Consider the following 18,724-nt stretch of genomic DNA (forward strand, 5'->3'; position numbering starts at 1 on the left):
AATAAGAATAGTGTGCCAATGCGCCATGTTTTTAACCAAAATGTTATTGACTATAATTATTTGTAAACACTAATTCATCATAAGAACGCAATTCTATTTTATTGAGCTAAATATTCCCCTTCTAAATCGTTTAATTTGTTAAGTAGTATTTAAAAGTGTAATTCAAAATAGTTCTACATGTATTACATAGTAAAAGCGTGTATTCCATGTTTAAATCGTTAATTTAGAGACTTCAATTTTGCATCCTTATGAATAAAAAATTTCATTTTCTTGATGATGGTGGTGAGATGGGCAAGCTCATGAGAGAGAAAGATTGGTCTCTTACTCCATTAGGTACGCCAGATGGTTGGCCGCAGACCTTGCGTACTACATTGAACATCATGTTGAATTCTCCCTTTCCAATGTTTTTGTTTTGGGGAGATACACTAAAAAGTTTTTATAACGATGCATATAGACCTATTTTAGGTATAGATGGAAAGCACCCAACAATATTGGGTTTAAACGGTGAAGAGGCCTGGAACGAGATTTGGGAAGATATTTACCCTATGCTTAAAATAGTAAAGGTAAAAGGAGAGTCTATTTGGCGAGAGAATCTGATGATTCCTATTTTTAGAAATGGTAGAATGGAAGATGTTTACTGGACATTTAGCTACAGTCCTGTAAAAAATGAAATAGGAGAGGTGTCTGGAGTTTTGGTCATTGTTACCGATACAACAGAGGCTGTGTTGGCAGAAAGGCGTTTAAGGGAAAGCGAGCGCAGGTTTAGAGAGGTGGCAAACCTTTCGCCCGTATGGATTTGGATTACGGATAACGAAATTAATATACAATACGCTAATCGTGCTTTATTAGATTATGTAGGTGTAGAAAATGAGGCTGATTTTACGGGTCAGGTTTGGGTAGATGTAGTGCACCCAGATGATCTTGACCTTATTTTTAAAGGTTTTGCAAAGGCGGTTAAAGATAAATCTGATTTTACGTTGGAATATCGGGTAAAAAGAAATAAAACCGGTAAATATGAATGGTTTAAAGTTTTAGGTGCTCCAAAATTTGAAGGAGGTAAAATGGTCGGTTTTATTGGTACGGGTATGAATATTGATCAGCAAAAATCCTTTGCCGATGAACTAAAAAGAGAGGTTGATATCCGTACTAAAGAACTTGCTGATAGTAATGATAAGCTAGAGGCAATGAATAAAGAACTTCAGTCTTTCGCCTATATATCTAGTCATGATTTGCAAGAGCCGTTGCGTAAGATTCAAATGTTCGCAGAGGTGTTGATGGACAATGAGTTTGATAAGCTATCAACATCTGGCAAGGTAAAATTTGAAAAAATACAATCTGCTGCAAATAGAATGCAGTCCCTTATAAATGATCTACTTTCCTATTCACGAACAGATACCGAAAAGAGGGTTTTTGAAGTCATAGATTTAAAAGAACTTGTTGATGATGTCAAAAATGATCTAGCGGAGGAACTCAAAAAGAAACACGGTAAAATTACCTTACTACAATCATATGAAATTGAAGTAGTACCATTTCAATTTAGACAGTTAATTTATAATCTGTTATCCAATTCGGTCAAGTATACCAAAAGTGATGTTGAACCAAATGTAACTATAGCAACAGAAATTATAACGAATGCAAAATCTATAGATAGTAGTTTAATTAATAAAAAGGAATACGTTAAAATTACTATTACCGATAATGGTATTGGTTTTGAAGAACAGTTTGCCGAAAAGATTTTTGAAGTATTTCAACGTTTACACTCCAAACAAGAATATGTAGGTACCGGCATAGGCTTGGCAATTGTTAAAAAAATTGTACAGAATCATAATGGTGTCATTAGTGCAAAGGGCAAATTAAATGAAGGATCCGTTTTTGAGATTGTAATGCCGAAAATGCAATAATACCTTTAGGTGTTTATCCTTTTTCTACTTCACTAAATATAATTTAAAGCAAAAGTCTATCTCTAAAACTTTCTAGGGAGAAACCCTGTATGTTGGCACGGTCATAATTTTGCGTAAAAATGTTTTAGAGTTAAAGCATCTCTTTTTGAGGATATTACTTACGCCAATTGCAGTCTACTTTTGGTTTATGAATACTACAATAACAAAATCGGCAGGTATGGGCGCTGTCTTAGGTGATGGTGCCGTAACCTTTAGAGTGTGGGCTCCGCATGCGGAAAAAGTTTTCGTTGGTGGAAGCTTTAACAACTGGTCTAAGAATGAAATTTCCCTTGAAATAGAGGATAATGGATATTGGTCGGTAATTACCGAGAAGGCATCTGAAGGAGATGAATATAAATTCTTTATTGAATATGAAGGAGAAGTTTTAGCGAGAAATGATCCTTATGCTTTTGAAGTGACCAATAGCAATGGTAATTCTATCATAAGAACATTAGATTTTAAGTGGGATGATGAAGACTTTAAAATGCCTAGCTGGAACGAGTTGGTTATTTATGAATTACATGTAGGTACTTTTAATCGTTCTACTCCAGATACCGTTGGTACATTTGAAGATGTTATTGCCAAACTAGATTATTTAAAAGAACTGGGTATTAATTGTATAGAGTTGTTACCTGTGGCTGAGTTTGCAGGAGGAATTTCTTGGGGCTATAACCCTGCACATCCTTTTGCTATTGAACAAGATTATGGCGGTCCAGATGCTTTTGCAAAATTGGTCAATGAAGCACACAAAAAGGGTATTGCCGTGATTATGGATGTAGTATATAATCACTTCGGACCTTCAGATGTAGATTTATGGCAATTTGATGGTTGGAGTGAAAACGATAAAGGAGGAATCTATTTTTATAATGACCATAGAAGCGATACTCCATGGGGAGATACCAGACCAGATTATGGAAGGGAAGAAGTGCGTCAATATTTGCGAGACAATGCATTGATGTGGATAGAGAAATACCATTGTGATGGTTTACGTATGGATGCTACCTCGTATATACGTTATGAAGGTGGCGGTTTAGGTTATGATACCGAAATAGAGGAAGGAAATATATTGATGCGCGATATAAATGTAGAGATAAGAGAGAAATATCCGCATGTATTAACAATAGCTGAAGATTTAAAAGGCGATAGTAGGGTTACCGATGCCATAGAACATGATGGGCTGGCATATGGATCTCAATGGGATATGAATTTTGTACACCCGGTTAGAGAGGTAATAGAAGACACACATGATGATGGTAGAGACTTGCAAAAAGTGGTAGATGCCCTTGAGTTTAAATATAGCAATGATGCATTTAGCCGAATTGTATATACAGAGTCTCATGATGAGGTAGCCAATGGCAAGGCACGAGTTCCAGAAGAAATACAGCCCGGAGATGCAGAAAGTGATTTCGCTAAAAAGAGAGCATTGTTGGGTATTGTTTTGACATTGACCGCACCTGGTATACCTATGCTTTTTCAGGGACAGGAATTTATTGAAGATGAATATTTTCAAGATACCGAGGCTTTAGATTGGGAAAAGGAAAAGAAACATAGAGGTATTGAAAAGCTGGTAAGTGATATCATTAAGCTAAGAACAGGGAATACAGAAGGTGGAAAAGGTTTAAGAAGTCAACATATTGAAATTTTACATTTAAATCACCAAACTAAAATACTAGCTTATAAAAGGTTTGATGCAGATGATACTACACAGCCGGTGTTGATTGTTTTAAATTTTAGTAATCAAGATTTTGAAGATTATGGTATTGGTTTAAATGAAAACGAGCCTTTTGATCTTAGCATAAATGCAGGAAGTAAAATCTACGATTCGGCATTTTCTCAGTTACCTGTATATGATATACAGGTTGTAGAAGAAAATACAGATGCAAAGCCGTGGACAGGTAAGGTAAATATACCTTCATATGGAGCTCTTATTTTTACCAAGTCGTAAGAATTTGACTGTGTTTTATTAGCCTAGAGACCTGCTAAGTAGGTTTAAACTTACAATTTGTATTTTTTTTTCAATTCAGGTTCAAAAGTGGTAATATTTTATTGTATTTTGTTATACAATGTATAGTTATTATAATAATTTTACCATTGAAATGTGGCGATTTAATTTTGATGTATTGAATGGAATATAGTTTCATATATAGCCCTGAAAAAATGGTTAATGTGGTATTTCAGAAAATAATGGTCGCAGCGGGGGTTGATTTTGAAATTTTGCAAGACAGTACGGTTAAGTTACCAGATGATATAAGTGATGAAAAGCTTAGAACCATCATCGCAGAATTGAAAGGGTATGGTATAAAGGTTCAGACGAAAGAAAATCGTGATATCGTAGAAGAAATCAAGATTTATATAAAGAAAATGGTTTATGAGGGTGATATTAGAAATGTAAAAATATCAGAATTACTATCTAATCAATTGGGTTTTAGTTATCCATATCTTTCTAATTTATTTTCGAGTAAAACGTATACCTCAATAGAGAATTTTTATATTTTAGTGCGCATAGAAAAAGTGAAAGAATTGGTGTTGTTGGAGAACACAAGTTTGAGCGAGATTGCCCATAACTTAAATTTTAGTAGTGTTCCTCATTTATCCAACCAATTTAAAAAAGTAACTGGGTTGACCATCACCCAATACATGAAATTTAGAAAAAAGTAAGAAGAAAGGTTCTTCTTTCCAATACATGAAAAGTGAAAATGGATAAATTAAAAATACTTCTCGTTGATGATGACGAAGACGACAGACAGTTTTTTGCAGATGCATTGGAAGGGGTTGAACTCAATACAGAGCTACGTCAGTTAGAGAACGGTAAAAGTTGTATGGAATTTTTACTTAGCGACACGGACAATACGCCAGATTTGGTTTTTCTAGATTTGAACATGCCTATTATGAATGGGTTTGAGTGTTTAGAAGCTATAAGACGTACACCTCATTTGAAAGATTTGTTAGTAGCGATCTACTCTACATCTTCTGCGGAAAGAGATATAGAAGAAACCTTTGAAAAAGGAGCCAATATCTATATTAAAAAGCCGTCTAGTTTTAATGAGCTTAAAAAGTCGTTGAAGCAAGTCGTAAAAATGAACTGGGCGTACCACTTAAATGATTTTAAGAAAGAGAACTTTTTATTGAAAATATAGAGGTTCTTAAGAAAGCATAAACTTAAAGTTGTTCCTTATGGAACAACTTTTTTAGTTTTAGCACTAGTGTAATCTTATTTTAACCGCTTATTTTGCAGTAGATTGGCATTTGAGGTCATTTAATTTATAAGGAAAGTATGTTAGAAAGTAAAGCAGTAGATTTTTTTAAAAAAATAGTCGATGATTCCAATACTGCTATACTGTACGCCGAGCCATCTTTGCCAAAATCATTAAATGTAAAAGAGTTCGTAGTAAAATATGCCAACCAGAAGGCGCAAAGTTTTTTTTCATTTTCTTTTGACAGCGCTAAAAACCAATCTTTAGTAGACATTGTTAATTATGATGAGGTTTTAATTTTATCCAATAAGGTATTGGAAGTTGGTGATGAAGAGAATTTCAATATTATAGTGCAAGTAGATGATAGTTTGCTTAATTATAATGTTAAGATCAATAAATTCAATGAAGGTTTATTGTTTACACTAACCTTAATTAAGCCAGAGTTCATTACAGATAAGGAGTCTAAAGTTCCATTAGGTAATATAGAGTCTAGAAAACGAGAGCTAGAAATATCCAATCTTTTTGGAATAAGAGTTTTAGATAGTAACGATAGTGTTATTTCATATTTAAAACCTGTGTTTGACAAAAAAGGAAAGATAGAAGATTTTCGCATAGTCTATATCAACAATAGAATGGGTGAAATTGCCAATCAAGAAACGGCGTTTATAGAAGGTAAAACTATTTTAGAATATTACCCTAAAAATGATGAGAATGGAGTTTTAGAGATTCTGGCTGATGGTTATGCTTCTGGTGAAAACAAAGAATATACCAAAGAATTCATTTTTGATAAAGAGCCGGTCTGGTTGACCACTAAAGCGATAAAAATTAACGATGGTCTCATCCTTTTTTCAAAAGATGTCACGCAAGAGAAAAGCTATGAAGCACAATTGTTTATTCAAAACCGGTTGCTTTCAGAAGCAGAACATGTAGCTAATATTGGCAGTTTTCGATGGAATCTTGCAAAAAATCAAATTAAATATTCGGACAATGTTTATCGGCTATTTGGTTATGATCCCAATGAGTTTGATAATAAATATGATCGCTTACTCACATTTTTGCATCCTAATGATTTAGAAAAGGTAAAATCTAGTTTTAAAGAAGCCAGAAAAACTAAATCTAAAATTGATCTGGTTTTTCGTGTGTATACAAAGTCTCATGAGTTGCGCTATATGAATACTATTGGCGAATGTTACCAAAAAGAAGATAATTGGTACATGGTAGGTGTAATTAGAGATGTTACCAAACAAATAGAGGCAGAATCTGTATTACAGATAAAAAATACCGAGTTAAAGCGTACTAATGCAGATTTAGAGGCATTTAACCGTGTTGCCAGTCATGATCTGCAAGAACCGTTACGAAAAATTCAAATGTTCGTAAGTCGTTTAGATGAAGAAGAAGAGGGGCGACTTAGTAATAGGTCCCAGGGCTATCTGTCTAAAATAAAATACTCGTCTGACAGAATGCGTAAACTAATCAATAATCTACTTTCCTACTCTAAAATAGATGAAGTTGGTGAGCAACCGAAACGAGTAGATTTAAATGACGTATTGAAAAATGTTCTTGAAGATTTAGGGGAACGTATTAATGATTTAAATGCTCAGGTAGATTCGGTAAGCTTACCGGTAGTAAACGGAATTCAATTTCAGTTAGAACAATTGTTCGCCAATCTTATAGGCAACTCACTTAAATATGTTAAGGAGGGAGTACAGCCTAATATTAAAATACTGGGTAGTATAATAAGTGGCGAAAAATCATCTGTAGAGAACTTATTGCCCAGTATAAATTATGTAAAATTACAATTCATCGATAACGGTATTGGGTTTGAAAAAAAGTACGAGGAGAAAATTTTTGAAATCTTTCAGCGCTTACATGGCAAAACAGAATTTTCTGGAACCGGCTTGGGATTGTCTATCTGTAAAAAAATAGTTCAATCACATAATGGAACCATAATGGCTAAAGGTGAAAAGGATAAGGGAGCTGAATTTACTGTTTACCTTCCTACCTTACTATAAATTAAGCTGTATTATAGTATTTTACTACCGCTTCTTAAAATTGTGTAACAGCTTCTAAAAATGATGTAACACATTTACATGATATAGGCTGCATCTTTGTACCAACAAGAAATGTAAGCCTTTATGAACAATCTTCAATATGCTAGAGTAGGTGCTGTAAGAAGCAAAAACTTTCATAGTCAAGCTTCAAATGTAGAAGCAATTACTTCGAGTTCATTAGATGCTATAGTAGCACAAGAGGATACATTAAACAATAACCATTTAAACAATATATCATGCAAGTAGTCCATAATCAGTTAAGTTATTTCAATAGTGTTTTAGGAGGTAGTATCTCAAGTTTTCAAGGAGATCGTATACTTCAATATGATAATGAAAAAGGAACAGGTAGAATTCAAACAGTTTCTTTAGGGTCAGGAATTTCTTATACGGAATATGATTTGGATTTAAATGAAGATTTCAACTTCGATTTAAAATTAGATGAAAACCCTAGTTTATACTTTATCTATTGTTTAGAAGGCAGTTTTAGATTTTCAAAAGGAAAAGAAAATAACAAGGTAGAAGCACTACAGACAGTAGTAGTAGGTGGTTCAAATGAAACTATCAATATAAAATTAAGAGAGGCGACTAAGTCTAACTTGTCTATTATTAAAGTAACAAAAGATAGCGAAGCGCTAACTAAGAATTCTAACAACAATGAGTTGTACGAGAAATTGTTTACTCAGTTTTTAAATGAAGATGGTAGTGCTCATATTGGTACCTTCAATCTTAAAATAAAAGAGCAGTTATTACAGATAAGATCAATAACACAGGTAGGTTTAGTTAGAAAACTGCTTATTGAAGGTATTGTAAACTTTACTTTGGCATTAGAGATTTTACACTGTAAGCAAGATATTGAGAATAGTGGTCAGGTTTCAAGCATGTTGACCAAAAAAGAGCTTTTAAGAATAGAGGAAGCGGTTAACGCTATAAAGAGAAAGCCAGAATTTCCTTATACGGTTACAGATTTAAGTAAAGAATATGGTCTTTCACCAACAAAATTACAAGAAGGATTTAAAGTGATGGAAGGTACTACGGTTACCAACTTCATTAGAAATGAAAGATTGATACTTGCCGAAGAATTGATACAAACTTCTGACATGAATATATCGGAAATAGTATACTCTATAGGATTTACAAGTAGAAGTTACTTCTCTAAAATCTTTAGAAACAAGTTTAAATGTACGCCAAAAGCATACTTAATGAACATTAGAAACGTATCGCTTTCAGCATAAGAAAATTGTTATGAAAATGGTTAAGCCGGCTCTTTGAGCTGGCTTTTTTTTGTTACATGAAATACGTAATCACTAGTATTTCGACGAATTGTATTATGGAAAGTGTAGAAAAAAACTAAAAACTAGTTAAATACAACTAGTAGGTAAAGGTTTAAGAAGTGAATAATGAATAACGAAAAGACTTGCTTAGATAGAAATAACGAACTCTTTTTCTGGTTTACTATATTCAGAATTGTCAACATAGCGTAAGCACTTATGCAAAAGTGTTTTTAGCTGATTGTATGAAGAAGGTTTATGTAAATATAAAGAAGCCCCCATTTCGTTTAAACGAGTAATTTCTTTAGGGTGATACGATGTAGAATAGATAATTACCGGCGTGTCTGCATATTTCTCAAGATCACGAATATCCGCTAGACATTCAAACCCGTCCATCATAGGCATTTTCAAATCCAAAAAGATAACATCTGGTTTTTGGGTATCATCTGCTAGCAAACTTGCCATAAGGTCTACGCCATTGTTAAATTCAGATATTTTGGTTTGAATTGGGATTTCTCTCAATGCATCAGAAAAGAATGTTCTGTCATCACTATCATCATCTGCTAGAAAGACTTTAAGTACAGTTTTGCTCATGGCAATTAAATAATTTATAACTCTAAATATGTTTGTTCAAGATTATTTCAATTAAAAATTGAAGAACAATTTAAAAGCAAGGTAAATATTATGGGAGCTATGCTGTAATTCTATTAATTTAAAAAATAGCTCAATACCTAAATGTTAACGCATTAATCTGAACACATGGTATAATAAAAAGAAAAAAATGAATGGTAAAACTACATCGGTGGCTCGGCAATCATGGTTTTGATTTTTATCCAAAACTGTTTTGACGTAACATTTGTAGGTTCAATAAGGTCAGCCATTAAAATTAGGTTTCTCTTAAATTGCTCGTACTCATACTTATTGGTGTTGTTTTCGTCAATTGGGTAGTAAGCCATGCCCCAATTAGGGAAAGTTCTCTTACTAATTTCATCATCGGAAAATAGCGTAACATTTTTATGGCGAGGGTCCTTTTTAATCTTATCGTAAAGGGTTTCGATTTTTTCTTTACTTCCTTCCAATAATTGAACAAAGCCACCTTTGTAATAGATCAGGCAGCCGGTAATATCATCACGTTGATTATTTGCGCGTGCCTTTTCAAGTAATTCTTCCATTTCTGCGCTCGTTAATCTACTTGTAGCGACAGATTCATAGGTCAATGTATACATCTAAAATGAAATTGGTCTTAATCGGCAAAATTAATAAAAATGTCAAAAAACCAAAAAGACATTAGAAATTTTTGAAAGGACGTAGAAATGAAAAATGTATATAAAACAAAAAAGCCCCTAAAAGGGGCTTTTGAGTGATCGCAGGAGGATTCGAACCTCCGACCGTCTGCTTAGAAGGCAGATGCTCTATCCAGCTGAGCTATGCGACCGACACCATTTTTTCAAATGTGGGTGCAAACTTAGTGATTTTTATAGACTGGTAAAACCAAAATCAATAAAATTTTAATTATTTCTTTTATATGCTAAAATACAGCTATGAACGACCTTCGTATTGGTCAAAGTTTTCCCATAACTGATCAAGAACTTTATAGAAAATTTCAAATTCTTCTTCAGTGATACCCAGTGTACTAACTTTTCTTAAATCGGTAATAAAGGGCATTACTTGTTTTATGAGTGCCGAACCTTCTTCTGTAATAACAAGTTTGTACCTTTTTTGATCATCTCTAAATCTAGACTTTCGTAAGAAGCCTTTTTTGCATAATCCGCTAATAACTCTAGAAGTTGTAGCCCTATTTCTAAAGTTAGATTTGGCAATATCTGCCTGTGAGGCTTCTTTACCTTCTAAATGTACGCGTTGTAAAATTACCCATTGCTCAATGGTCAGATCAATATTATTCTCTGCAAACACTTGTAAAAAAGTACTTTGAACCTTTTTAAGCGTGCGATCAATGTATACTCCAAATCCTTCCGTCCTGTCCATAATCCAAGTATTATTCCTCCAAAAGTAACAGAGTTTATCGTTAATATTGTTGTTAGTGCAACAATAATTAAAAAAAAGTGTATATTTACTACGGATAAATTGGTCAAAAGAAGTGGAAATATGGAACTAGGTTTCAAAAAATATATATTAGAGGATAGTACTTATAAAGGTGGCGGAAAGAAAATCGTTATGCCTGATGGTGTAACGGTACACAAGCTTTCATCTAATGAAAATCCGTTAGGGTATTCCCCAAAAGTGAAAGAAGCATTAGCAAATACTTTAGATGATTTAAGTTTCTATCCAGACAATACGGATATAAGGTTACGTGAAGCTTTGGTAAAAGACTTTGATGGCGCTTTAGTTGCAGATAATTTTATCGCAGCAAATAGTGGCTCAGAAATTATAGATATGATTTCTAAGGCATTTTTGAATGAAGACGATGAGGTAATTGTTAGTCAACCATGTTTTTTGCCCTATACAGCCTTTACCCGTTGGATGGGAGCAAAGGCGATCAATGTACCAATGACCGAGAATTACGATTATGATTTAGACGGAATTCTTGAAGCTATTTCTGATAAGACAAAGCTGGTATTTCTTGCATCACCTAATAACCCGTCAGGAAACTATATTCCAATGGCAGATTTAAGAAGCTTCATTGAAAAATTACCTGAGCATGTAGTTTTGGTATTAGATGAGGTGTATAGACATTTTGCCGAAGCTGAAGATTATACATCTGGCTTACCATTTGTAGTGGAAGGTAAGAATGTAATAGCTATAAACAGTTTTTCAAAAACATACGGTCTAGCCGGTTTACGAGTTGGGTATTGCTATGCTCCTTTAGAACTGAGTAATTACATGCGCAGAATTTGTAAGCCTTTTTTGTTGTCTACCATGGCTTTAGAAGGGGCTATCGCTGCATTGGAAGATGTTGATTTTGTGAATAAGACCGTAGCATTGGTAAAAGAAGAAAGAAGGTTTGTTTTGAACGGACTTGATGCCTTAAATATAAAATACTGGCCCGCACAAGGTAATTTTGTACTAATAGATCCACCTATCAATGATATGGAATTCACGGCCTTCTTAGAACAGCGAGGTATTATGGTTCGCCCTGTAGGCAATTTTGGAGCTCCGGGAAAAGTTAGAATTTCATTTGGAGTAAGGGAAGCAAATAAAGCACTTTTGGCAGCACTAGAGGTATTGATGAAATCTCAAACCACAACAGCATAAAAAAATTTAATATATATGTTGCATAAGCAACAATAAACGAAATAAAAATATAAAATCCAGAACTATGTCAACAACAACAGTAGCACAAAACGATCATAAAGAGGCACAAGATTTTATGCCTATCAACGGTACGGATTATTTAGAGCTTTACGTAAGTAACTCTAAGCAAGCGGCACACTATTACAAAACTGCATTCGGATTTAAATCTTTGGCTTATAAAGGTTTGGAAACAGGTAGTAGAGATTTTGAATCTTATGTGGTAGAGCAAGATAAAATAAGATTGGTATTGACCTCCCCTTTAAAAAGTGGTACTGATGTAGGTAGGCATATAGATAAACATGGTGACGGAGTAAAAGTCACTGCGCTGTGGGTAGATGATGCTAGCTATGCGTATGAAGAGGCTATGAAAAGAGGTGCCAAAAGTTATATGGAGCCTAAAACCGAGAAAGATGATGACGGCGAAGTGGTAACATCTGGTATCTATTCTTACGGTGAGGTAGTTCACATTTTTGTGGAGCGTAAAAACTACAACGGTACATTTTTGCCAGGGTATAAAAAATGGGAAAGTGAGTACCAACCAACATCTACAGGTTTAAAATTTGTAGATCATATGGTAGGTAATGTTGAAGAAGGTAGAATGAATTTTTGGGTAGATTTTTATGCCAATGTTATGGGCTTCAAGCAGATTATGTCTTTTGACGATAAAGATATTTCTACGGATTATACTGCTTTGATGAGTAAAGTGATGAGTAACGGTAATGGTCGTATTAAGTTCCCGATCAATGAGCCGGCACCAGGTATGAAAAAATCTCAAGTAGATGAGTATTTAGAGTTCTATGAAGGTGAAGGAGTGCAGCATATTGCAGTTGCTACCGATGATATTGTAAAAACGGTATCTGACCTTAAAAGTAGAGGTGTCGAGTTTTTGACGATACCTACCACTTATTATGATGTATTGACGGATAGAGTTGGTGAAATTGACGAGGATATTGAGTCACTTAGAAAACTAGGTATTTTGGTAGATCGTGATGATGAAGGGTACTTGTTACAGATTTTTACAAAAACCGTACAGGCAAGACCAACCATGTTCTTTGAGATCATTCAACGTAAAGGAGCTACTTCTTTTGGAAAAGGAAATTTCAAAGCTTTGTTTGAAGCGATTGAGCGTGAGCAAGAATTAAGAGGAACTTTATAAGTTCAACAAATTTCTTAAGCATTTAAGAATAACGTATTTTTAAAAGTAGAGTATTAACTAGAATAACGAACGTATATGCCTATATATCATAAACAGGGAGCGTTGCCACCTAAAAGGCATACGCAATTTAGAAAACCGGATGGCGAATTGTACTCAGAACAATTGTTCGGTACTATTGGCTTTGACGGTATGTCCTCTTTACTATATCATCATAACCGACCAACAATGGTTAAGGAGATACTGAAAAGTACCGATGTTTCACCAAAAATAGCCTTGGAGAAGAATATACGTTCGTTAAAACTAGTGAGTTTTAATACGGCGCCAAAAGATGATTTTTTAGATGCCCGAGAACCACTTTTGGTCAATAGTGATATTATTATTGGGGTAGCTGCACCAAGAAAATCGTTGCGTGAGTATTTCTATAAGAATACCGATGCAGATGAAATGCTCTTTATACATAAAGGCACAGGGGTATTAAGAACTATTTTTGGGCAGATTAAGTTTGAGTATGGCGATTATCTTATTATTCCAAGGGGAACGATTTATCAAATAGATTTTGATAGTGAAGACAATCGCATTTTGTTTGCGGAATCGTACTCGCCTATATATACGCCAAAAAGATATCGCAATTGGTTTGGGCAGTTATTAGAACATTCTCCTTTTTGTGAGCGTGATTATAAATTACCAGAGAATTTAGAAACGTTTACAGATACCGATGAGCACTTGATAAAGGTGAAGAAACAAGGGGTTATACATGAAATGGTCTACATTGGGCATCCTTTTGATGTTGTTGGTTGGGATGGGTACAACTTTCCGTACGGATTCTCCATTCACAATTTTGAACCCATTACAGGTAGAATTCACCAGCCGCCACCAGTGCATCAGACTTTTGAAACAAATGCCTTTGTCATTTGTTCTTTTGTGCCAAGGTTGTATGATTATCACCCGTTGTCCATACCGGCACCTTACAATCACTCTAATATAGATTCTGATGAAATGCTGTATTATGTAGACGGAGATTTTATGAGTAGAAATGGTGTGCAGCCAGGTAATATATCGTTGCATCCCGCAGGTATACCCCACGGTCCGCACCCAGGGGCAGCAGAACGAAGCATAGGTCAAAAAGGATCAGAAGAATTAGCGGTAATGATAGACACTTTTAAGCCATTGATGGTTACTGAAAATGCCATAAAACTGGATGATGGCGATTATTACAAATCTTGGTTGGATAAATAAAGAAATACAAACTTGACAACATTACATACATGGGTCTCTGTGCCCGAAAAATCTGATTTTTCTATCTATAATCTTCCTTTCGGTATATTCTCTGTAAATGATGAAGCAGCAAAAGCAGGAATAGCTATTGGGGAACAGATACTTGACTTGGCAGCAATTTCAGATCTGGGTCTAATAGAGGTAGGTGCTGCTTATTTTAGACAGAAAACTTTAAATGAGTTTATCTCATTAGGAAAGAAAATTACCAATAAGGTACGTTTAGATATTCAGAACTTATTGGTTTCTGAAAATTCTCCGTTGAAGAATCATCCAGAAGTTTTTGTGTTACAGAAAGATGCCCAAATGCATTTACCGGTACATGTAGGCGATTATACAGATTTCTATTCCAGTATAGAACACGCTACCAATGTAGGTAAAATGTTCCGTGATCCAGAGAATGCTTTGTTGCCTAATTGGCGACATATTCCGGTAGGGTATCATGGTCGTGCATCATCAATTGTAGTCAGTGGTACAACTATTCACAGACCTATGGGGCAAGTGAAAACTAACGAAATGGAAACTCCTGTTTTCAAAGCCTCTGGTAATTTGGATTTTGAATTAGAAATGGGTTTTGTAGTTGGTAAAAGTACCGAACTGGGCGAGCGAGTTTCCACTAAAGACGCGGCTGAGCATATTTTTGGTTTGGTATTGTTCAATGACTGGTCGGCAAGAGACATTCAGAAATGGGAGTATGTGCCTTTAGGTCCGTTTTTAGGAAAAAGCTTTGCATCATCTATATCACCTTGGATTGTCACCTTAGAAGCTTTAGAACCATTTAAGGTTCAAGGTCCTGAGCAAACTCCAGAAGTGCTATCGTATTTAGAGTACGAGGGAGAAAAAAATTATGATATACAGTTAGAAGTGGGGATGTCTTCTTCAACTTCAGAAGAAACAACCATCAGCAAATCTAACTTCAAATATATGTATTGGAATATGATGCAGCAGTTGGCGCACCATACTGTAAACGGTTGTAATATAAATGTAGGTGATGTAATGGCATCGGGTACCATATCCGGAAAAGATGAAAGTTCGTATGGATCTTTGTTAGAAATTTCTTGGGGCGGTAAAAAACCGTTTGAATTAAAAGATGGAAGCAAACGTACTTTTATAGAAGATAATGATACCATAACCATGCGAGGGTTCGCAGAAAAAGAGGGTAAAAGAGTAGGCTTCGGTGAAGTAACCGGAACCATTTTGCCAAACAAATAAAACAATACAATTTACACTAGAAGATTATAGCATGTCAAATAACGAAGAAATCAATTCTATAGATCCAAATAGCATTTCTCAACAAGAATTACACGGGTATTTATTGTCTGCCGTAGCGCCAAGACCCATTTGTTTTGCCAGTACAATAGATAAAGAAGGGAATGTAAATTTGAGTCCGTTTAGTTATTTTAATCTATTCAGTGTTAATCCGCCAATGATGGTTTTTTCACCTTCAAGAAGAGGTCGAGATAATACCACCAAGCATACTTTAGAGAATGTGTTGGAGGTAAAAGAAACGGTTATCAATATTGTGAATTATGATATGGTAGAGCAAATGTCATTGTCAAGCACCGAATATGGTGACGGAGTAAATGAATTTGTAAAAGCCGGTTTTACTCAAATGCCTAGTGATAAAGTTCAGCCGCCAAGAGTGGGGGAGGCACCCGTAGCATTTGAATGTGTAGTGGATCAAGTAATAGCCTTGGGTGACGGACCGGGAGCAGGTAATTTGGTACTGGCCAAAGTAGTTCAGATTCACGTAAAAAAAGCATTTTTAGATGCGGAAGGAAAACTGGATACTCCAAAGTTAGATCTAGTGGCACGCATGGGTGGCAATTGGTATTGCAGAGCCAATGGCGATGCGCTATTTGAAATACCTAAACCAATACGTACCAAGGGTATTGGCGTAGATATGCTACCGGAAGCTGTACAGAACAGCACTGTATTGACAGGTAATAATTTAGGAAGGTTAGGGAATTTAGAACAGTTGCCAACTAAAGAAGCTATTGCGAAAATCACAGAACACGCTGAGGTGAAATCTATTCTTAATGGCGATGAAAGTATTACCGCATTACACAAACTAGCACAACAGTGGTTGGCAGATGGTAAAACTGAAGATGCATTGGCTTTGTTGCATTTAGGGGTTTAGCTTTTCATGTTAATTGCATTGATATCTATAGAAAAATCCATTGGCTTGTCATTCCAATATGTATCTTTTGATGTTGGTTTGTAACCTTTTTTGACCTCTATCAAAGGTTTGGTTAATACACGCACTGTATTAGTTTCTATATTTTTTGAAATGATTTTGTCCATAAAATACTTGGTATTTAAGAGTTCATGCTCCATTGAAAAAATATCAGCAGTAGTGTTGATTTCCAGTAAATTAAAAAAATACTTTCCATTTATGTTTTTATAAGTCTGTACAATATTATGGGTTTGTTTAATCAGTTTTTTATACTTTTTCGTTTCATATTCAGGGCGTTCTATATGATGCTCATATTTTAAAACAGCATAATTTTCCTCGTCAATATAAATACTACCAAATGAAGCTTCTGGTGCGGGGTATCCAAATCCTGTAGAGTAAGAGCCTGGTGAGTTATTCGTAAAATTTATCTGATACACTTTTTGTCCCTCATAGTTTATTGTTCTATGTTTTTGTAAATCATAAGATCCAGTACGGTAAAGCACATTGCTCTTACTTAAAATAATATCTCTATTTAGAATTACCCACATAGAACCAACTCCACTCCATTTATTTTTTTCATAAATAGTAGTATTTGCTCTTAAGTGTTCTATCTCTGCAAACATGCTATTCTCTGGTTTATTACTGCCATTAATGCCTTTTTTATTATAGGTTTTAATAATAGCTTCCTCTCCAACATGTAAAGAGTCATTAGCACTCAGTTGACTGACTTGAAATAAGAAATCTTGATTGTAAGGGGTTTGTATGTAGTTCTTTTCAATATTTTTTCGAGCTTTTTTAATGATTTCTTCAGCGCTTAATTCTTCACGCTTTGCAGATACAACCACTTCATTTAAGGTAATATCATCTTTAGCCTTTTTAAGTTTGATATTATAATACTCTTTAGCTGAAGCTATAGATATTGAATCGCTATGATATCCTATAGCAGAAAATACTAAATAACCATTTGTGTTTTTTTCACGGGCAATGTTGAACTGGCCATTAGAATTCGATACTGTGCTCAAGTTTAAATCAGAATAGTATATGTCGGCATAATTGATAGGTTCAGAAGTATCATCGTCGATTATAGATCCGCTTATGCTGCTGCCTTTATATGTAACTGTCTTTATTTTTTCATTATCGTATTCAATATACTTTGGAGGGTACATGTTTTCGATATAATAAATACCGTCAAAAATATCCTCCCAATTGGCGTACAATGGAATATAGCCTAGGGCAGATGAGTAATATTTATCAGATGAATCCTTAAGAATAGAAAGAGTGGACTTAATATTCTGATCTTTTAAATCGGACTCAATACTACTGCTCGGTGGTGACAGTATAGGGGTTGTCTGGTCAATTTCAATATTAAAAAAATCTCCTTTGTATGAAGTGAACGCTATACTGAATATTTTAGAGCCATATTTCTCTTTCAGAATTTGCCCCATGGGTAGTGCAAGTTTGAGTTCCTTGATTTGAGTAATTTCTTCAGATTCAGATGTATGGGTTTCACCGTGAATACTATCTGTTAATGCAATTCGATTTTTAATATATTCTTCGGTCTCTAAAGTATATTCAAACTCATTTATTTTGTTGGCAAAATGGTAACTAGCACCCCAACCCATTATTTTTTCACTAGGATAAGTTTCTTTTATAAAAATCAAATTCTCTGCCATTTGTTTATCTCTTGGGTTTTGAATAGCTATTTTTTCTTTCTGCAAACTTTTTAATCCAAAATCCAAGTCAGAAAATACACTCTTAAATGTTTGAACTAACACTGCTGTTTCAATATCATTTTTAGGGATTTGGTCAATTTTTTCAATAACAGCATTAATATTGTTGTAAAGGTTGGTACAGTCTTTTTCATTGAAAGCATAATTTTCAAAATCTCTAACAATCATTGTCTTTTCAATTTCTGTATAGTCTTCATCAGAAATCACAATGTTATTTTTAGAACAAAGAGATTTAAAGTCATTTAAGAAGTACGCTTCAAAAAGAGTTGATTCTTGTGAATCGAACCCAAGAATTTTTAATTCAGGGTGTGTTTCCAAATAATTCAATAATTCTTGGAAAACTTCGGTAGTGGTATACAGCCAACCAACACTTTGCTTGAAAATGTCAATCTCCTCTTTTTGATTTTTGTAAAGCTCATTTGCTTTAAAATTATCATACATACCACTCTCAAAAACTAATAAATTATACCCATGGTTCTCATGTAGGTCTTTTATCATTTCAAATTTTTTGTCAAAGACGGCACCATCTCCATGAGATTGTTCGCCGAGTAAAATGATTTCAAATTCATCTGGCGATATTCCTTTAAAATTAGAATATTGACCGATAAGTATATTTGTAGATATTAGACTTAGAAATAGAATCGAAATTAATATGGTTATGTTTTTCATTGGATATTTTTCAAGA

The 18,724-nt window shown here is 34.4% G+C and carries 15 protein-coding genes and 1 tRNA gene; 11 read left to right on the forward strand and 5 right to left on the reverse strand.

Translation table 11 applies throughout. From position 1 onward, the window contains the following. Positions 1-248 precede the first annotated feature (248 nt). The 6 genes from SJY30_RS17080 to SJY30_RS17105 all read left to right on the forward strand — a co-directional run bounded on the left by SJY30_RS17080 (position 249) and on the right by SJY30_RS17105 (position 8,417). Entirely contained in the window at positions 249-1,901 is a 1,653-nt protein-coding gene (locus tag SJY30_RS17080) for an ATP-binding protein (protein WP_396633320.1), read from the forward strand. A 187-nt stretch (positions 1,902-2,088) separates the two neighbouring features. Continuing rightward, on the forward strand, positions 2,089-3,885 hold the full coding sequence (locus tag SJY30_RS17085) for an alpha-amylase family glycosyl hydrolase (protein WP_396633321.1): 1,797 nt from the start codon (positions 2,089-2,091) through the stop codon (positions 3,883-3,885). Between the two features lie 179 nt (positions 3,886-4,064). Then, positions 4,065-4,598: a helix-turn-helix domain-containing protein gene (locus SJY30_RS17090; protein WP_396633322.1), complete on the forward strand. Its 534-nt coding sequence runs from the start codon at positions 4,065-4,067 to the stop codon at positions 4,596-4,598. 38 nt (positions 4,599-4,636) lie between these two features. Next, a complete protein-coding gene (locus SJY30_RS17095; protein ID WP_396633323.1) occupies positions 4,637-5,077 on the forward strand; it encodes a response regulator in 441 nt (146 codons plus the stop codon). A gap of 137 nt (positions 5,078-5,214) precedes the next feature. Continuing rightward, positions 5,215-7,146, forward strand: a complete 1,932-nt coding sequence (locus SJY30_RS17100; RefSeq protein WP_396633324.1) for an ATP-binding protein — start codon at positions 5,215-5,217, stop codon at positions 7,144-7,146. Between the two features lie 275 nt (positions 7,147-7,421). After that, positions 7,422-8,417 carry a helix-turn-helix transcriptional regulator gene (locus tag SJY30_RS17105; RefSeq protein WP_396633325.1) on the forward strand — a complete coding sequence of 332 codons (996 nt, stop codon included), beginning with the start codon at positions 7,422-7,424 and terminating at the stop codon, positions 8,415-8,417. Between the two features lie 186 nt (positions 8,418-8,603). On the opposite strand, the gene SJY30_RS17110 is transcribed toward SJY30_RS17105, so the two are convergent. The 4 genes from SJY30_RS17110 to SJY30_RS17125 all read right to left on the reverse strand — a co-directional run bounded on the left by SJY30_RS17110 (position 8,604) and on the right by SJY30_RS17125 (position 10,439). Then, the gene (locus SJY30_RS17110; protein ID WP_396633326.1) at positions 8,604-9,047 is read right to left on the reverse strand and encodes a response regulator; all 444 of its coding nucleotides are present in this window, start codon (positions 9,045-9,047) and stop codon (positions 8,604-8,606) included. Between the two features lie 200 nt (positions 9,048-9,247). After that, on the reverse strand, positions 9,248-9,679 hold the full coding sequence (locus tag SJY30_RS17115) for a BLUF domain-containing protein (RefSeq protein ID WP_396633327.1): 432 nt from the start codon (positions 9,677-9,679) through the stop codon (positions 9,248-9,250). Between the two features lie 135 nt (positions 9,680-9,814). Then, positions 9,815-9,888, reverse strand: a tRNA-Arg gene (locus tag SJY30_RS17120). A gap of 104 nt (positions 9,889-9,992) precedes the next feature. Then, positions 9,993-10,439, reverse strand: coding sequence for a MarR family winged helix-turn-helix transcriptional regulator (locus SJY30_RS17125; RefSeq protein ID WP_396633328.1), 447 nt, complete (start codon positions 10,437-10,439; stop codon positions 9,993-9,995). Positions 10,440-10,559: 120 nt separating this feature from the next. Here SJY30_RS17125 and SJY30_RS17130 point away from each other — a divergent pair, with 120 nt between their 5' ends. The 5 genes from SJY30_RS17130 to SJY30_RS17150 all read left to right on the forward strand — a co-directional run bounded on the left by SJY30_RS17130 (position 10,560) and on the right by SJY30_RS17150 (position 16,273). Continuing rightward, on the forward strand, positions 10,560-11,666 hold the full coding sequence (locus tag SJY30_RS17130; protein ID WP_396633329.1) for a pyridoxal phosphate-dependent aminotransferase: 1,107 nt from the start codon (positions 10,560-10,562) through the stop codon (positions 11,664-11,666). A gap of 64 nt (positions 11,667-11,730) precedes the next feature. Then, the gene (gene hppD, locus SJY30_RS17135) at positions 11,731-12,861 is read left to right on the forward strand and encodes a 4-hydroxyphenylpyruvate dioxygenase (RefSeq protein WP_396633330.1); all 1,131 of its coding nucleotides are present in this window, start codon (positions 11,731-11,733) and stop codon (positions 12,859-12,861) included. Between the two features lie 75 nt (positions 12,862-12,936). Next, a complete protein-coding gene (locus SJY30_RS17140) occupies positions 12,937-14,097 on the forward strand; it encodes a homogentisate 1,2-dioxygenase (RefSeq protein WP_396633331.1) in 1,161 nt (386 codons plus the stop codon). Positions 14,098-14,109: 12 nt separating this feature from the next. Next, complete coding sequence (gene fahA, locus SJY30_RS17145; protein ID WP_396633332.1) at positions 14,110-15,345, forward strand: fumarylacetoacetase; 1,236 nt, start codon at positions 14,110-14,112, stop codon at positions 15,343-15,345. A 31-nt stretch (positions 15,346-15,376) separates the two neighbouring features. Further along, on the forward strand, positions 15,377-16,273 hold the full coding sequence (locus SJY30_RS17150; protein ID WP_396633333.1) for a flavin reductase family protein: 897 nt from the start codon (positions 15,377-15,379) through the stop codon (positions 16,271-16,273). Here SJY30_RS17150 and SJY30_RS17155 read toward each other — a convergent pair. Continuing rightward, positions 16,270-18,708, reverse strand: a complete 2,439-nt coding sequence (locus SJY30_RS17155) for a carboxypeptidase-like regulatory domain-containing protein (RefSeq protein ID WP_396633334.1) — start codon at positions 18,706-18,708, stop codon at positions 16,270-16,272. The two genes, SJY30_RS17150 and SJY30_RS17155, sit on opposite strands and share 4 nt — an antisense overlap. Between the last annotated feature and the right edge of the window lie 16 nt (positions 18,709-18,724).

The organism is Maribacter sp. R86514, from assembly GCF_044597005.1.
GTDB lineage: Bacteria > Bacteroidota > Bacteroidia > Flavobacteriales > Flavobacteriaceae > Maribacter.

What these genes read in the sequence shown, in the direction of transcription:
- SJY30_RS17150 (WP_396633333.1), top strand. Translation starts at nt 15,377, where the DNA reads ATGTCAAATAACGAAGAAATCAATTCTATAGATCCAAATAGCATTTCT.
- SJY30_RS17140 (WP_396633331.1), top strand. Translation starts at nt 12,937, where the DNA reads ATGCCTATATATCATAAACAGGGAGCGTTGCCACCTAAAAGGCATACG.
- hppD (WP_396633330.1), top strand. Translation starts at nt 11,731, where the DNA reads ATGTCAACAACAACAGTAGCACAAAACGATCATAAAGAGGCACAAGAT.
- SJY30_RS17100 (WP_396633324.1), top strand. Translation starts at nt 5,215, where the DNA reads ATGTTAGAAAGTAAAGCAGTAGATTTTTTTAAAAAAATAGTCGATGAT.
- SJY30_RS17110 (WP_396633326.1), bottom strand. Translation starts at nt 9,047, where the DNA reads ATGAGCAAAACTGTACTTAAAGTCTTTCTAGCAGATGATGATAGTGAT.
- SJY30_RS17130 (WP_396633329.1), top strand. Translation starts at nt 10,560, where the DNA reads ATGGAACTAGGTTTCAAAAAATATATATTAGAGGATAGTACTTATAAA.
- SJY30_RS17105 (WP_396633325.1), top strand. Translation starts at nt 7,422, where the DNA reads ATGCAAGTAGTCCATAATCAGTTAAGTTATTTCAATAGTGTTTTAGGA.
- SJY30_RS17085 (WP_396633321.1), top strand. Translation starts at nt 2,089, where the DNA reads ATGAATACTACAATAACAAAATCGGCAGGTATGGGCGCTGTCTTAGGT.
- SJY30_RS17080 (WP_396633320.1), top strand. Translation starts at nt 249, where the DNA reads ATGAATAAAAAATTTCATTTTCTTGATGATGGTGGTGAGATGGGCAAG.
- SJY30_RS17155 (WP_396633334.1), bottom strand. Translation starts at nt 18,708, where the DNA reads ATGAAAAACATAACCATATTAATTTCGATTCTATTTCTAAGTCTAATA.
- SJY30_RS17125 (WP_396633328.1), bottom strand. Translation starts at nt 10,439, where the DNA reads ATGGACAGGACGGAAGGATTTGGAGTATACATTGATCGCACGCTTAAA.
- SJY30_RS17115 (WP_396633327.1), bottom strand. Translation starts at nt 9,679, where the DNA reads ATGTATACATTGACCTATGAATCTGTCGCTACAAGTAGATTAACGAGC.
- SJY30_RS17090 (WP_396633322.1), top strand. Translation starts at nt 4,065, where the DNA reads ATGGAATATAGTTTCATATATAGCCCTGAAAAAATGGTTAATGTGGTA.
- SJY30_RS17095 (WP_396633323.1), top strand. Translation starts at nt 4,637, where the DNA reads ATGGATAAATTAAAAATACTTCTCGTTGATGATGACGAAGACGACAGA.